The sequence below is a fragment of the Mucilaginibacter phenanthrenivorans genome, assembly GCF_024721155.1.
Lineage (GTDB): Bacteria > Bacteroidota > Bacteroidia > Sphingobacteriales > Sphingobacteriaceae > Mucilaginibacter > Mucilaginibacter phenanthrenivorans.
On record NZ_JAHVAP010000005.1, the window covers coordinates 459,180 to 475,885 of the forward strand.

Annotated in this window: 13 protein-coding genes; 10 read left to right on the top strand and 3 right to left on the bottom strand. The window is 40.6% G+C overall.

Annotated elements, in window-relative coordinates:
* The first annotated feature begins 11 nt into the window (after positions 1-11).
* Positions 12-917, top strand: a complete 906-nt coding sequence (locus tag KXD93_RS14205; RefSeq protein ID WP_258137810.1) for a helix-turn-helix domain-containing protein — start codon at positions 12-14, stop codon at positions 915-917.
* Positions 918-931: 14 nt separating this feature from the next.
* Here the strand turns inward: KXD93_RS14205 and KXD93_RS14210 are convergent, their stop codons facing one another.
* Both KXD93_RS14210 and KXD93_RS14215 read right to left on the bottom strand, forming a co-directional pair.
* Positions 932-3,298: an ABC transporter permease gene (locus KXD93_RS14210; protein ID WP_258137811.1), complete on the bottom strand. Its 2,367-nt coding sequence runs from the start codon at positions 3,296-3,298 to the stop codon at positions 932-934.
* Between the two features lie 6 nt (positions 3,299-3,304).
* On the bottom strand, positions 3,305-3,595 hold the full coding sequence (locus KXD93_RS14215; protein ID WP_258137812.1) for a hypothetical protein: 291 nt from the start codon (positions 3,593-3,595) through the stop codon (positions 3,305-3,307).
* A gap of 475 nt (positions 3,596-4,070) precedes the next feature.
* Here KXD93_RS14215 and KXD93_RS14220 point away from each other — a divergent pair, with 475 nt between their 5' ends.
* The 3 genes from KXD93_RS14220 to KXD93_RS14230 all read left to right on the top strand — a co-directional run bounded on the left by KXD93_RS14220 (position 4,071) and on the right by KXD93_RS14230 (position 6,394).
* Complete coding sequence (locus KXD93_RS14220; RefSeq protein WP_258137813.1) at positions 4,071-5,075, top strand: glycoside hydrolase family 99 protein; 1,005 nt, start codon at positions 4,071-4,073, stop codon at positions 5,073-5,075.
* 20 nt (positions 5,076-5,095) lie between these two features.
* A complete protein-coding gene (locus KXD93_RS14225) occupies positions 5,096-5,734 on the top strand; it encodes a hypothetical protein (protein WP_258137814.1) in 639 nt (212 codons plus the stop codon).
* Positions 5,735-6,013: 279 nt separating this feature from the next.
* Positions 6,014-6,394 (top strand): YciI family protein, encoded by a 381-nt coding sequence (locus tag KXD93_RS14230; protein ID WP_258137815.1) that lies wholly within the window; start codon positions 6,014-6,016, stop codon positions 6,392-6,394.
* A 35-nt stretch (positions 6,395-6,429) separates the two neighbouring features.
* Here the strand turns inward: KXD93_RS14230 and KXD93_RS14235 are convergent, their stop codons facing one another.
* A complete protein-coding gene (locus KXD93_RS14235; protein ID WP_258137816.1) occupies positions 6,430-8,184 on the bottom strand; it encodes a sensor histidine kinase in 1,755 nt (584 codons plus the stop codon).
* 481 nt (positions 8,185-8,665) lie between these two features.
* Between KXD93_RS14235 and KXD93_RS14240 the strand changes: the two genes are divergently transcribed.
* The 6 genes from KXD93_RS14240 (at position 8,666) to KXD93_RS14265 (ending at position 16,700) form a co-directional block, all read left to right on the top strand.
* Positions 8,666-10,000, top strand: coding sequence for a sigma-54-dependent transcriptional regulator (locus KXD93_RS14240; protein WP_258137817.1), 1,335 nt, complete (start codon positions 8,666-8,668; stop codon positions 9,998-10,000).
* Positions 10,001-10,543: 543 nt separating this feature from the next.
* Entirely contained in the window at positions 10,544-12,040 is a 1,497-nt protein-coding gene (locus KXD93_RS14245; RefSeq protein WP_258137818.1) for an outer membrane beta-barrel protein, read from the top strand.
* A 122-nt stretch (positions 12,041-12,162) separates the two neighbouring features.
* Positions 12,163-12,729, top strand: a complete 567-nt coding sequence (locus tag KXD93_RS14250; protein ID WP_258137819.1) for a hypothetical protein — start codon at positions 12,163-12,165, stop codon at positions 12,727-12,729.
* Positions 12,730-12,824: 95 nt separating this feature from the next.
* The gene (locus tag KXD93_RS14255) at positions 12,825-14,150 is read left to right on the top strand and encodes an AAA family ATPase (RefSeq protein WP_258137820.1); all 1,326 of its coding nucleotides are present in this window, start codon (positions 12,825-12,827) and stop codon (positions 14,148-14,150) included.
* Positions 14,151-14,277: 127 nt separating this feature from the next.
* A complete protein-coding gene (locus KXD93_RS14260) occupies positions 14,278-15,567 on the top strand; it encodes a TolC family protein (RefSeq protein ID WP_258137821.1) in 1,290 nt (429 codons plus the stop codon).
* 26 nt (positions 15,568-15,593) lie between these two features.
* Positions 15,594-16,700 carry an efflux RND transporter periplasmic adaptor subunit gene (locus KXD93_RS14265; protein WP_258137822.1) on the top strand — a complete coding sequence of 369 codons (1,107 nt, stop codon included), beginning with the start codon at positions 15,594-15,596 and terminating at the stop codon, positions 16,698-16,700.
* Positions 16,701-16,706: the final 6 nt, after the last annotated feature.

Here is a 16,706-nt window from a genome sequence, read left to right on the forward strand (position 1 = left end):
TTGGTCTGCCCATGAAAGCTACGCAGCCGCCCATTGTTTTTAAAAACATCTCTGAACTGATGCGGGGTATAGGTATGCCCAAACCCCTGCATCCCCTGGTTGCGTTGGTAAACTATGATGTTACGAAGATCAGCCGTGAAAACGCAGGAAGAAGTTTCCTGATCGATTTTTATAAGATCTCCTTTAAAAAGGAATTCAGGGGCCAGGTAAAATACGGACAGGGTTATTATGACTTTGAGGAAGGGGGCCTGGCTTTTTTAGCGCCTAACCAACTGGTTACTATGTCTGGCGAAGAAGGCAGCTATGACGGCTACACGCTCTATTTTCATGCTGATCTTATCCGGAATTACCAATTGGGTAAAAATATTGCTGATTATGGCTTCTTCGCCTACGCGGTGAACGAAGCTTTATTTCTTTCGGATAAGGAGAAGAAGGTAATTGGCGGTTTGTTTGAAAATATCGCCGCCGAACTGGATAACAACACCGATGCCTTTAGCCAGGATGTGCTGGTATCGCAGATTGAATTGCTGCTTAACTACAGCAACCGTTTTTATAACCGGCAGTTCCTCACCCGAAAGGCTGTGCATCACGATCTGATCAGCCAAATGGATACTTACCTTGCCGACCGTTTTACAGCCTCCGCGAGTGGGATCCCAACCGTTTTGGAAGTTGCCGGCCACCTCCGGATATCGCCAAGATACCTCACCGATATGCTTAAAACCCTCACCGGGCAAAGTGCACAGCAGCATATTCATGACCGGTTAATAGCAAGGGCAAAGCTAATGCTAACAACCACCCGCATGAATGTTGCTGAAATTGCCTATCAATTGGGGTTTGAACACCCGCAGTCGTTTAATAAATTATTTAAGCGTAGCACCGATCTTTCACCAAACGCGTTCAGGGAATCGTTCAATTAGCGCTGTGCTCCCCGTCATTCTGTTCTCAAACTCTTTATCGGGTTAACAATTGCGGCTTTTATCGACTCATAGCTCATGGTGATCCAGGCGATACTCAAAGCGGCCGCGGAAGCTATGAAGAATACCACCCAGCTAACATTGATATGGTAGGCAAAACCGGCCAGCCAGCTGTTCACCGCATACCATGAAAGCGGTATGGCTATAATTATAGCGATCACGATCAGCCTGGTGATGCCGGAGGATAATAAATAAACGAGGCTTAAAACGGATGCGCCTAATACCTTGCGCACACCAATTTCTTTGGTACGCTGCTCGGCCATAAATGCGGATAAACCGTATAAACCCAGGCAGGAAATAAATATGCCCAGGATGGCAAACAGGTTAAAAATGTTGCCCATCTGTTGTTCACCCTTATAGAGGTTAGCAAGCTCCTGGTCAAGAAAATCAAACTTGAAGGGGTAGGCCGGGTTTAATTCCTTGCTTATTTTTTCCAAAACCTGTATGGTTGCACTGGTTTTACCGGGCAGGGTTCGTACCATTATATAACCACCCATCTTATTAAAGGGCATAACCAATGGCTCAATAGCTTGCGAAATCGGTTTAAAATTAAAGTCCTTTACTACGCCAACTATGGTGCCTTTATTACCCCAAAGCGTTAACGGTTTACCAACGGCGGTATTGGCATTTAAGCCCATAGTTTTCGCCATCTTTTCGTTGATCATGTAGTTATTGGAATCGCTTTTAAAGCCTCGCGAAAAACTTCGGCCATTCACTAGCTTCATCCTGAATGTATGGGTAAAATCCTCATTAACGGCCATTACCGGAAATGACATTTGCGAGTGGGGATCTTTACCGTCCCAGCCTACGCTAAGCGTCCAGCCCAACAGGTTGGTAGGCAGGTCGGAGGTGATGGCGAAATCGCTGGTTAGCGGGTTTCGTGCTAACTCATCTTTAAAAGCCTGTTGCTTGTGCCAGATGTCTCCCGTCATGGGTATATACAGGAGATTGGCCTTCTCGAAACCGGGATTCCTGTCCCTGATAAATCTAAGCTGGTTGTAGATCACCACTGTGCCTACCAGCAACACGATGGAAACCATGAATTGAACTACAACCAAAGTGTTGCGGAACAGTAAATTTCCGCCCATTGACTTTACATTCCCCTTTAGTACTTTAACCGGGTTGAAGCCTGAAAGGAATAAGGCGGGATAACTACCCGAAATGATCCCGGTTAACAAGGCAATACCAAAAAGGCTTACCCAAAGCTTCATATCCGACAGATCGATAGCGAGTTTTCTGTTCGCCAGTTCATTAAATACCGGCAGGAATAACTGGACGATCACGAGCGCAAGCGATAAGGACAGGAAGGAAATAAATACCGACTCGCTTAAAAACTGGAGGATCAGTTGCCCACGCACAGCACCAGCCACCTTCCGCAAGCCGATTTCCTTGGCCCTCCGGGCTGACCGTGCAGTAGCCAGGTTCATGAAATTGATGCAGGCCACCACAAGGATTAAAATTGCGATGATAAAAAAGATGTTTACGTATTGCGCATTGCCGTGCCCTGGCATATCGCCAAGTCTATCAGGCGCCAGGTGGATTTTGGTTAAGGGCTGTAATTGGAACAAGGCCTTGGTTCCCGGGCTATGCTTCTGAAAGATCTGGTCAATTTGCTTTTCAAGTCTTGATAAATTGGGAGCAGATGGATCAAAACTTTTTTGCAATTGAACATAGTCGAAAAGGTTGAAGTTGTCCCATGTATTGCTTTTTAAATCGTCGAACGTTTTAGCCAGGGAGGCCATCGGAAGAACGAAGTCAAATTGTAGGTCGGAGTTGGCAGGAATATTGGCTAAAACGCCTGTTACTATCACGTTTTCCTGGTTATCCTTTCGGATTACCTTGCCAATGGGATCCTCTTTTCCAAAGTATTTTGTTGCCATTTCCTGTGTTATCAAAACAGCATCTATTTGTTTTAATGCTGTGGCGCGGTCGCCATGCACCAGAGGAAAGGAAAACACATCCATGAAACTCGCATCGGCATAAAACACTCGTTTTTCTTCAAATTTTTTATTACCCGCTTCGAGCAGTACGCTGTTGCTTAGCCCTAAACGCACCGTATTTTTAACAACCGGCATTTCTGCCTTTAAACCTGCTGGCATACCTGCCGAGTTAGCCGCGCTTTTTGAATCACCAAATTCGCTGGTTATACGATAGATTTGCCCGGCATTTTTATGGAACTTGTCGTAGCTCAATTCATTTTGCACCCAAAGCAAAATCAGGATACCCGAGGCCAGGCCTATTGCCAAACCTGATATATTGATGATTGCGTAAGCTTTGTCCTTTATTATATTCCGGTAGGCGAGTTTAAAATATGTTTGCAACATGGCCATTTAATTTTCAAGGTAAATAATTATTTTTCTTTTAGGTTGCCTTTTATAGGTTGACGCAGTAATCTGCGGAACTTGATGCGATTCAGCGGATTTGATCCGCTCCGTTAACTTTGCAAAGCTGCGATTTATATCCTCTTTGGATGCGGGTTCGTCAATTATCAAATCCGCCAGTAGCCGTAATACCGCGAATGCCTCAGGATCTTCCTTCTCCAGGAAATCATCCAGTTCCTGTGATTCGTCGCAGGTTGACTTTTTACCCGCCAGTTTCAGCATGTGATTTTCAATTTTCATTTTAATAAACCGGACTGATGTATATCTCAAGCAATACAGCAACTGTTACCATGCTATTTAAATTCCATGCCAAATGCATAATATATTGATAATAAATATCTTATAAAACAAACCTTACCAATGCCGTTCGAAAACGTTACAACGACTGTGCGGTTTTATCAGTTGTGATTCGGCCAGAAAAAGCCATGCCCGTATAAGACCCTGCCATCCAAACTTTTCCTTTTATGTTTCTTATTATTTTAATTGATACGCATATCACGCTGTATTAAAAATAATTTATTTATAGTTAAAACATTAATTGATTATTAAGCAATTTTTAATACGCGGCTATAATTTGCATTTAAAACCTACATCCAAGTCTTTTCAAGATCATTAGCTGTATTAACCATCATGCGAACATTTATTCTGAAGCCTCCTTAAAGCGGGAAATAATTCCAATAAATATTTACTAATACCTAACCAATACAAAATCATTATGAAAAAAATCAATATAATAATATTCGCGGCCCTTGCTACTATGGTAATCAGCTGCAAGAAAAACTCCCCCGAACAGTCAAATGCGTTGGGCAAGATCAAGATCAATTCAAGGTCATTTGCGTCTTCGCCGGGCGATGTTGTCGGCAAAGTAGTTGTTGGCTACCAGGGATGGTTCGCGGCAATTGGCGATGGCTCACCGATAAACGCCTGGTGGCATTGGTCGCAAAACCAATCGCAGGCTCCCTCAACAAACAACCTGGGGTTCAAATCGTGGCCCGATGTACGCGACTATACCAGTACTTACCAAACAGGGTTTGCAAATTTAAACAATGGGCAGCCCGCCAAACTATTTTCATCTTTTACCGATCAGACGGTTAACACCCATTTTCAATGGATGCAGCAGAATGGTATCGACGCGGCAGCATTACAGCGGTTTAATCCCACCGGCTCGGAAGGACCGGTTCGGGATGCAATAACTGCGAAGGTTAAAACTGCGGCAGAAACTTATGGCCGTAAGTTTTATATTATGTATGATGTAACCGACTGGACAAATATGCAATCGGAAATAAAAACCGATTGGACCAATAAAATGTCGGCCTACACTTCCTCATCAGCTTATGCAAAACAAAACGGCAAACCTGTAGTATGTATCTGGGGATTTGGTTTTAACGATAACGATCATCCGTGGACCGCAGCAGTATGCCTGGATGTGATAAACTGGTTTAAAACACAGGGTTGTTATGTTATCGGCGGGGTACCAACGCAGTGGCGCACCGCACCAGCGGGGCAGGATTCAAAGGCGGGCTTTTTGGCTACCTATTCCGCTTTTAACATGCTCTCGCCCTGGATGATTGGCCGTGTTGCCAACATAGGCGACGCCGATAATTATTACAACAATGTAATATACCTGACCAGGCCTATTGTAACAGCAATGGTATCGACTATCAGCCATGTGTGTTGCCCGGCGATTTACAGGCACATCAAAGGGTACACGGAGATTTGATGTGGCACGAATTTTATAACATGGTAAAACTAGGCTGCCAAAGCATCTATATATCAATGTTTGATGAATATAACGAAGGTAACCAGATCGCGAAAACTGCGGAAAGTTCAGCTTTTGTTCCGGCTGGTTCATCCTTCGTAACCCTGGATGAGGATGGTACAGCGTGCTCCGCTGATTATTATTTAAGATTGACCGGAGATGGTGGTAAAATGCTGAAGGGGCAAATTTCACTCACAGCTACCCGCCCTACGCAGCCCGTGGTAAGTAGTGGCAGTGTTGCACCTATAGGGCAAACGGTAACCTTTAAAGGTTCAAACAATTTATATGTGAGCAGCGAAAACGGAACGCAGCCCATGAACTGCAACCGCACTACGGCCCAGGGCTGGGAATCGTTTGTAGTTGTTGATGCCGGAGGCGGAAAAATTGCATTACAATCGCAGGGAAAATATGTATCATCAGAAAATGGCGTCCAGGCAATTACCTGCAACCGCACATCAGTTGGCCCCTGGGAACAGTTTGATTGGGTAAGCAATGCCGACGGAACAGTTTCTTTGAGAGGAAGCAACGGCCTGTATGTTTCGAGCGAAAACGGCACCCAGGCCATGACCTGTAACAGAACTTCCATTGGGGGATGGGAATCCTTTAAAATAAATCAATAGCCAAATACGCTAATGATCTTTGAAGAGGCCATATCATTTGATTATGATATGGCTTCTTTTATTTGTTTTCAATATTGGATTTGTTGGGTGAACGGGAATCTATTAGAATACCTGGCAGTGATTTTAGGTACTATATGTTATCAAATGTGTTTACCCCATTAATTTAGTTAGCTCCATCTGATCAAAAAACAAGGTATCTTAGTTAGTAAGATTCCAGCATCTTGTTTAAAGATAAAGACCTAAATATTTAACCGATGATCTTACATTTATTAAAAAAATATGAAACAAGAATTTATGTTGTATATCCACAATGCGGGTGATGCAAAAAAAGCACTTTCAGCAGATCAGCATCTCGCTTTTATAAAAAAGTGTGAGACTTACATCGGCTTATTAAGAGCGGACGGCAAATTAATAGGCGCCCAACCTATCGTAAGGGAGGGTTATATCATTTCAAAAAATGAAAATACCTGGACACAGGTAGCAATCGACCCAAGTAAAGAGGTTCAGGTTGGTTATTACCATATTATAGCAACAGATATGGATGAAGCGATAGCAATCGCAAAAAATAATCCTGAATTTGAATATGTCCCCTCTGCAACTATTGAAGTAAGGCCAATAAAGGTAAAAGAAGAACAGACTAACTTTGTTTATCCCAAATAGAGCGCAGGCAGCTCATTTACTAATTTTTAATTCCATTAAATTAAGCTAACCGGTAATAAAAAGTAAAACCTGCTGCCTTCTCCTATCTTGCTTTCCACGCCTATTTCACCGCCTTGTGCTTCTATAAAATCTTTTGCTATCGCAAGGCCTAAACCTGTTCCTGAAACTGCAAAATCTGATCCCGGGACTTTAAAATATCTTTCAAAAATCCTCGGTAAATAAATTTCTTCTATTCCTTTTCCATGATCTTTAACTGAAAATTCAATTTTTGCAGAGGAATGTTTTTTTACCGTTACATCAATTGTCGATTTTTTTGAACTGTACTTTATAGCGTTGGTTAAGAAATTAATTAACACCCATGCAGTTTTATCCGGATCGGCCCAAACATCCGTGAGGTTTTTAGGGCACTTCAGGTTAAGCGTTATTTCTTTTTGTTCGGCAATAAACCTTATTGTTTCACAGGCGTATTTAATGATATTTTGAGGATTGGTATTTCCGAAATTCAATAATAATTTGCCTGTTTCAACCTGCCCCATATCTAACAATTCACTCGTTATTTTTAAGAGCCTGTCGCTGTCATCATTAATATTATTAATAAGTTCCTTCTGGAAATTTGTTATGGTTCCATACCGTTTATCTTCCATCAATTTCAAGCTCATTTTAAGGGATGAGATCGGCGTTTTTAACTCGTGCGATATGGTTGCAATAAAATTAGTTTTGGCCTCGTCCAGCTTATGAAACCGGGTGATATTTTTTAAAAATATAAAATACCCTATACGTTTTGATTCATCTTCATTTTTTCCCCATAAATGTCCGTCTTCAGGGGCGTATATCTCAAACAGCTCTCTTATAAAATAACTTTCCTTACCGTCAAGGTATAATTTCAAGTCATCAAAATGTTCAAATTCATTAATCAATTTAAAAAAGAGGTCGTTATCTGCGGCCGCCTGTTGTGCTGAACTGCCGATAATATCCTTTTCATCTATACCTAATAATTTAACAGCTATGGGGTTAACGAATGCCACTATCCCATTTTCATCAAAACCGATAATAGCATCTGTTACATTTCTTACAATCGTTTCAACCCGAAGTTTTTCATGCGTTATTTTTGCCTGGCTATTATTCTCGTAAACAAAAAGCCTGGCCGCCATTTGGTTAAAAGCTTCAGCCAGATCCCAAAATTCATTCTTATAGGTAAATGAGAGGCGCTTGTTGTAATTTTTGTTGGCAATTTCCTTTATGCCTGCAATAAGATCGTTAATAGGTTTGGTAACATAATTCGGAAATATAAGCAGGAAGAGAAACGCAATTATTAAACAAATTGAACTGATAAAGGCCACAATTAATATAGCCAGGTTCGCCTTGTTTTCCGCCCTTTTGTTTTTGTTCTCCATGGCGTTCATATTAACCTCCATGACGCCGTAAGCGGATTTTTGCATTTTAATCCGTAGCGCGGCAGCAAGAGCAGGGTTACTTAAAGACACCCGAAAACGCCTGAAGTCGGCATTAAGCGAATCTGCAAATGCCTTTTCTCCTGGTTCTGTTATGTCTGCCTCTTCACCTTTTATATTATTTTCAATTATTTTAAGCTGATTTTCATCAGGAAAACCCGGAAGATCAAGTACCTGGTTAATGTTTTTTGCGAAAACAAGCGAACTATAATTGTTTCGCAAGATGGCCTTAGCATCGTTTGAAAGCCTGTATATATAGTAGGCGGCAAGCGCTGAACTTAATAAGGAGATCAGAAAAAGGAAACCGATACCGGCCCTTAAATTGTTTTTAATGGTCATACAATTTATAAGTAGAAATTATTTGTTTCATAGGTAAAGGATTGATTTACATACCCACAAATAGCTATTCAACAATGCACAAATTGAGTTTTGATTAAGGCAAGTAATATGCCATCGCTACTGCGACACGTATTTATCATAATAACAACCTGACAATCAAATTATTAAAATAACGGTCCCATTTCTCTTGCGTGTGATATCTTGCCAATACGGATTGATGTATATTCAAATTGGCAAAGTTTTTCTGAACCGGGCTAAAACATCATATTTCAAGGCTTGCTCTTTTGCCGTTTTGATAAAAAGCCTTCTCAAAATGATGTTATTTTATTAAAGTGTAAAACTGAAACATTGAGCAATAGCTCTGAATTACAAACCTAAAGGCACAATTTATAAATCAGGCACATTTTTGGCATGGTTAGTTTCATCGCTTTGTTGTATATGTTTAAATGTAAACGGTGAATAAATAAATACCCCTAATAAAATGCTGTCAACCATACTAATTGTTGAGGATGAAAACAAATTCGGCGGGCTATTGTCGAGAATTATAGAAGCCGAAGGATATAACGTTTTACAAGCCCAATCTGCCAGGTCCGGTTTAAAATTCCTGGAAAATGAAGATATAAGGGTAGTGATCAGCGATGTTAAATTGCCGGATGCCAACGGTGTAGAGCTTGTAAAACGGATTAAGGACATGTACCCACATGTTGAAGTGATTAACCTTACGGCATTTGGCTCCATTAAAGACAGTGTAAAAGCTATGAAAAATGGCGCCTTCGACTATATTATGAAGGGCGATGATAATGACCGTATCATTCCGATAGTAAATAAAGCGGTTGAAAAGGCTAATTTACAGCTCCAGGTTAGCCAACTCGAAAAAAAGCTAAAACATCACCATACTTTTGATACCATACTTGGTAAATCAACGGCCATTACAGAAGCCATCACATTTGCAAGGAAAGTTGCACCCACCAATACCACTGCACTGCTGTTAGGTGAAACCGGTACCGGCAAGGAAATATTTGCCCAGGCTATCCATGAAGAAAGCGACCGCCGGAACAAGCCGCTGATAGCGGTTAATTGCAGTTCTTTTTCGGACGAATTGCTGAAAAGCGAACTGTTTGGACATTTGGCAGGCTCGTTTACCGGCGCTACAAAAGACAAAAAAGGTTTGTTTGAAGAGGCCGATGGGGGCACTCTTTTTTTAGACGAAATAGGTGAAATGAACCTGGACTTACAGGCCAGGCTGCTGCGGGTATTGGAAGATGGCACCTTTAACCGTGTAGGAGACTCAAAAAGCACCAAAGTTAATGTGCGCATAATTGCTGCCACCAATAAAGATTTAAAACATGAGGCTGAAAATAACAGGTTCAGGCTGGATCTCTTTTACCGTTTGGCCGTGTTTACCATCCACCTTCCTCCGCTTGCAGACCGTACAGAAGACATAGAAATTTTAGGAAATCATTTTTTAAAGGATTTTTCAAATAAACTTAACCGCAAAATTAAAAAAATGGATGATGCGTTTCTAAAAGCGTTGAACCAACATAGCTGGAAGGGTAATATCCGCGAGCTTAAAAATGTAATAGAACGGTCCGTCATAATCGCAAACGGCGATACACTTACTCCCGATCTGCTTCATTTTGATTTCTTTTCTGATAGCCTGGAAAATCAAGGATCAACTTTAAACCTGGCCACTATCGAGAGTCAATATATTCGTAAAGCAATGTCGCAGTCAAAAGGCAATAAAACCGAGGCTTCCAAATTATTGGGTATTGGGTTATCAACCTTATATCGTAAAATTGAAGACTATAACTTGTAAACCAGGTTATAATCCTTCAGCTTGCTTTCGTTTTTAAAAAGCACATCCCCTTCTCTCTTACTTCATTAAGTCCTTATTTTGATTGTTTGTTTATAAAACACAACCACAAAAAACAGGCTTAAACATATATCTCCCGTCTATTTTTCTCAATTACACCCACCTAACGCTGTCAAAAATTACACTTTTTTCTCATATTGGATTATTTTTCTAAAAAAAGAAGTACATTTTTTAGAAAACACACCATTTTATTTGCCAAAAACATAAAATTACCCAATTTATTGGGTTTTTATTTTCGATTTTAATAAAAAAGGCAAATTCCAGCTGACTAACCAGTCAAAAACTCAATTTTTCTTTCATTGTGGTAATCCAACAATGTCATTTTGGAGCATTTCGTCGCTTTCACTTATCCTAAATTTTAATCAAATTATTGATTAACAATCACTTAACTACTTTTTAAACCTATTGGCATTAAAGTGGCATAGGGGATAAACATTAGAATAAATAACATAACTATTATCAATCTAACTCTTAACAATTCAAAACATGAAAAAACTATTTACCCTTATTTTATTATTAGGATGTATTTTCCGGGCATCAGCCCAGACGAATAGCCCGGTTATTAATATGATGAAGGCTGACGCTGGAAACCTGAAAGCAGATTCCATCCGAAAAGCTGACTCTATAAAAAAAGCCATGGAAACGGCGACGCCTTTGGCCTATGCCGACTTTTCGTGGATTAACGGAAATAACCGCCAATCTTCAAAATTACTGGATAACGCCTACTTTACCGGCGATTTTACTTTCGATGTGAACTATACCATGTCGAACAATCATCCGAACGATAATTTGGTAACGGGATCAACCGCCTTAGCACGCAACGGCGAAGTCGACCTATCAATGTTGGCTATTGGGGGCGATTTCCATTATGCAAATGTACGCGGGCGTGTTATGTTGCAATATGGTACACGCGCTACAACGGTGCCACGAAATGATTATAGCGCGTACAGGGGCGAATATGATTTGCCAACTGCCTATCGCTACTTAAGCGAAGGCTATGCCGGTTATCATTTTGACGTATGGCATGGTATCAACGTTGATATGGGTGTTTTCATGTCATACATCGGTTTGATGTCTTACAACAACTTTGAAAACTGGTCCTATCAGCCATCTTATACTTCCGACAACACGCCATGGTTCTTTAATGGTCTCCGCGTTCAGTTATTTCCAAGTGTAAAAACCAAGATCGAACTTTGGGTTATCAACGGATGGCAATCTTATGGAAAGTTTAATAAAATGCCGGGCTTAGGTTTTGCATATGTAAACCAACCCAACCAACGCACCAAGATCATCTCTAATAACTATTTCGGAACAGATGTTGCCGGCGCACCGGATGTAAAAAGGTACCATACTGACAACTCGGTGGAATATTTATATTTCGATGCAGCGGATAAAAAGCTACCTGGCATTAAACGCGCGGCATTCACTTTCACTGCCGACTTCGGCTTTCAGAATGGTACCGCTCCCGGAAACGTCGTTTATTCACCCTTTGGCAAAAACGCGTCTAACTTCGTGAGCGCCATGGCATATAACAGGATTTGGTTTGGCGATCAGGCGAAATGGGGTTGGACTATAGGCGGCGGCGTTATGTCGAACCCAAGCCATTATTTATCAATAGTACCTCCGGGCCTTGCTACCGACTCATTTATAGCCGGTTCCACACCAGGTGCAAAAATGGCAGGTTGGGATGCTTCCACCACTATCGACTATATGCCTAATCAATTCTTAACCGTTCGTTTCGAACTGGTACACCGCTTTATGAACATCCCTTATTTCGATGGACCAGGCGGCGTTACTACAGGGCCAGGAGGCAATGGTTATCAAACCAACCCTCAAACCAGTTTCAATACAAACTCATACATTCCGAACCCGCCAACCATTGTAAATGCAGCGGGACAAACAGTACCTAATCCAAATTTTATTCCATACGATTTAGTGAAATCTGACAGCAGGTTTATCATTGCTTTGATAGCAAGATTTTAATACAAATAAAATCAAGTGCCATTATCTGAAAATGGCACTTGATTCCTGAAACAAAAGAATCAAGGCATACTCCAGTTCCATAATAATATTAACAGAATGTTTAACAATAAAATTAAATCAAAATGAAAGCTTCTAAATTAATGATCCTTGTGCCATTTATGGCATTCTTCATCCAAAGCGCTGTTGCAAATGGCCAAAGCGCAGGGTTATATTTAACACTCCAGGATTATATGAACCATAAACTAAGCTATGCTACAGCTGGTAATGACAAACTAAAAGTAAGCGGCCTTTTGGGTAGCAACACGGTGGTTTTAACCCATGATGGCAAAAAACAGGTTTTTGCTAAAAGCGACATATTCGGATACAGCAAAGACGGCCTGGATTTCCGCTTTTTTAAAAATGCCGAATATCGTATAGTTTCAAGCAAAGGTATACTGATTTATACCCGCACAACACTGGTACAGGAAGGTAAAGGGCCAAAACCTACCGAGCAATACTATTTTAGTTCGGGTTTGTCTGACCCAATTCAGCCACTTACCATGGCAAACATTAAAGGTGTGTACGCAAAGCATCCCAAATTTACTTATGCAGTTGAAAGCCTGTTTAAAAATGACGGTGACCTTGCAGCTTATGATAGCTATAACAAGCAGTACAAGATAGCCTGGCTGTATTCACAAAACGCCAATTAACAATCACTCAATCAACTATCTTACTATTAACACAATAATACCGAATGCATTATGGATAAAATTCCATTTGCATTTGGCAGATAAATTTATTGGTTATGCTACTAAAATTTAGTTTATCAAATTACCGGTCGTTTAAAGATAAAGCGACTTTAGATATGGAAGCGTGTTCAATAAAAGAATATGCTGAAAACGTATTTTCCTGCAAATACGGAAATCATCCTATTAATATTCTAAAATCAATTGCCTTATTAGGAGCCAATTCAGCGGGTAAAACCAATTTGTTTAAAGGCTTTAACCTAATGAGATACATTGTCATCAATTCGGCAAAAGAATCCGCACTCACTAAAACCTATCTTATTGAGCCTTTCAGATTAAGTACTGAAACCGAAAATAAACCATCGTTTTTTGAGTGTTCAATGATGATTGATAACGTCATTTACAGGTATGGCTTTAAAATAGATAACAAAGCGGTTGTTAGCGAATGGCTTTACATGATTGTGAAACGGCGCGAGGAAACAGTATTTATAAGAACTAAAAATCAATTTGAAATTGTTAAGCGGTTCTCAAATGAATATAAAAACAAGCTGCTGCTAATTACAGAATTAACACGCAGTGATGCTTTATATCTTTCGGTATTAGCACAATTTAATATTGACCTGGGATTGCAGATAACGACCTGGTTTGCCAAAAATATTATTTATGCTGAACCCAGCCTGGATGATGCCCTTAGCTATACAGCGGAATTGCTTGCAGACCCGAATTACAGTTCGCTGTTAAATGAGATCATTGAAAAATCAGACCTGGGTTTTAGCGGTGTTGAAAGACAGATGGATAAACAGGCAGAGCAAAAAACCTCCTATAGAAAATTCTCAGGGTTTAATAATTCCCAGCCTAAAATCAAACTTGGTTCAACTCATATTAAATATGATTCGAAGAACAGGAAAGTCGAAAATATTTCCTTTGAACTAAATAAGGAAGAATCATCCGGGGCACAAAAATTTATCGCGTTACTCGGTCCAATGATCAAAGTTTTAATGGATGGGGGTACATTTTGGATTGATGATTTAGATGCCAAAATCCACCCTTATATTATAACCATGGTGATGGATTTATTTAATTCAGATAAATACAATCAAAATGGAGCCCAACTGGTGTCTATCTCCTATAATCAGCAAATTCTCAAGAAATTAAGAAGGGACCAGATTGCTTTCCTTAACAAGGACGCATATGGAGCTTCTTCCATAACGGCCCTTTACATATTTAACCCAGGCGTTCGCAGCAATGCAATTTTCGACAAGGAATACCTTCAGGGCCAATATGGTGGGGTGCCAAATATCAGAGATGTATTCAATCTTGAGTTAAAACACAAGCCGGGTAAAAATGGAACGGAAGCTGCAAAAAAAAGCGCTCAACTAAATTAACGATAAACAGTAAACAGCAAAATTTAACGCATGGCAAAAATTTACAACAAGCCTTCCGCCCTTACAATTTAAATGGCATCCAAAAATCCATTACTTAATAACCATTCAAGTTCAATTTCTTAAGATTATGTTATTCAAACCCCCTATTAATTTACTATTTATCGGTTTGGTACTGTTCAGTTGCAGGCTTTTTGGACAAAGCCCGACAGGCGACACCGTTAAACTAACCGTTAAACAGGCCGAAGACCTGTTTTTAAAAAACAACCTTCAATTGATTGCCCAGCATTATAACATTGGTATAGCCGAGGCCCAGGTGATAACGGCTAAGCTGTTCCCTAACCCTGATTTCAGCGTTGCTACGGCCTTGTATAATACCGATACCCACAAGTTTTTTGATTACAGTGCCGGCCAGAGTGAATATTCCGGCAGTATCTCTCAATTGTTTACAACTGCGGGGAAACGGAATAAGAATATACAGTTGGCTAAGATAGGCGTTGAACAGGCTAAATACCAGTTTTTTGATTTGTTGAGGACACTGAAGGCTTCATTGCGCAGTGATTTTTTTACAATTCACTTTCAGCAGGAATCCGTCAAGGTATACGACGCCGAGATTAATACCCTGCAAAAGATACTAAAGGCATACAAGGAACAAAATGCGATAGGCAATATTTCCGAAAAGGATGTTTTGAGCATCCAGTCACAATTGTATTCATTGCAGGCCGAACTGGCCGGCCTGGTAGCGGGGATTGATGCCTCCATAAGCCAGCTCCAATTACTGATAAGGGCAAAGCCCGGAACTTACATTAAAACGGAATATAATTATGATATGGACGGGAAGGATATTTTGGCCACAGTGCCTTATCAGAAACTGCTTGACTCAGCCTATAACAACCGCTACGATTTGAGATTGGCAAAATCGGCCGTAACATACAACGATATAAATTTAAAGTATCAAAAGGCGCTGGCCGTACCTGATTTTAACCTGTCTTTGGGATACGACAAGGCTGGCGGAACCGTGCCAAATTTCACCGATCTCGGCATTGAATTTAATCTGCCGTTTTTTGACCGAAACCAGGGTGGTATTAAGCAAGCTAAATTAACGGTAGACCAGGGCAAGGTACAATTGCAGGGCCAGCAGGAACAGGTGGAAAATGACATAGCTGTTAACTATCTAACCGTCTCGCGTTATGAAAAACTCAGTAACGGTTTCGACCCCAAATTCAGGGCCGATTTTACCCACCTGATACAGGAAGTAGTTAAAAATTATGAGGTGCGGAATATCGGACTGATAGAGTTCCTGTATTTGTACGACTCATATAAAGTGAACGCGGTACAGTTAAATAACATCCAGCTCAGCCGTGTCACGGCGCTTGAGCAACTCAATTTTGTTACCGGAACCCCCTTTTTTAATCAATAATCTTCATCAGGATATTTAATAATAACATGAAAAAACAAATTTATAAAAGCAGCTTAATCATTGTTTCAATAACCTGCTTAATGCTTAACCTGGTTTCGTGTAAACACGAACAGGAGAGTGAGGTACGTGCTCCTTATGTCATTCCTGATTCAGCGTTTCAGAAACTGGCAGTAGATACAGTAAAAACATCCAATATCAGCTACGCCATTAAGTTTAATGGCATTGTAGATTACAATACCGATAAAGTTGCCAATATATTCCCGCTGGTGAGCGGCAATATACAGAATATCCGCGTAATGCCCGGTGATTATGTACACGCAGGCCAGGTATTAGGCACCATTAAAAGCCCTGAAGTTGCCAATTACAACGCAGCCCTGATTACTGCCGAAGCAAATGTGCGGCTGAACGCCAAACTACTCGAACAGCAAAAGCAGTTGTTTAAAAGCGGCCTGGCTTCGCAGGTTGATATTACCACTGCCGAAGTGAATTATGAACAGGCGGTTGCGGCTAAGGTAGCAGCCGAAAAAATATTAGCCATCAACGGTAATAATAGAAACGGTGATTTTGAGATTAAATCGCCCGTTAACGGTTTTATCGTTCAAAAAAATGTAACCAACGATATGACTGTGCGCGCAGATAACGGCGGCAACATGTTCACCATTTCCGATTTAAAAGACGTATGGGTGCAGGCCAATGTTTACGAGAGCAATATTAACAGCGTGCATGAAGGGGACCCGGTTGAGGTTACCACCAACACATACCCCGACAAAGTTTTCAAAGGCAAAGTAGGCAAACTGATGAATGTGCTTGATCCTGCAACCAAAGTGATGAAGATGAGGGTGGTGCTTGATAACCCGGACTATGCATTAAAACCACAAATGTTTGCTACCATCGCAATCAGCAACACTGTGAATAAAAAGGCTACATCTGTAACAAGCGGGGCGCTGATTTTTGATAATAGCCAATATTATGTGATTATTATAAAAGGGAAAAATAACATTGAGATAAGGCCGGTAGAGGTGATAACCAACAACGGGAAAACAGCTTTTATTAAAAGCGGTTTACAGCCCGGTGACAAGGTAATAGGTGCGGATGCGCTGCTCGTTTACTACTACAACTCATTAAATAGTTAAACTTCT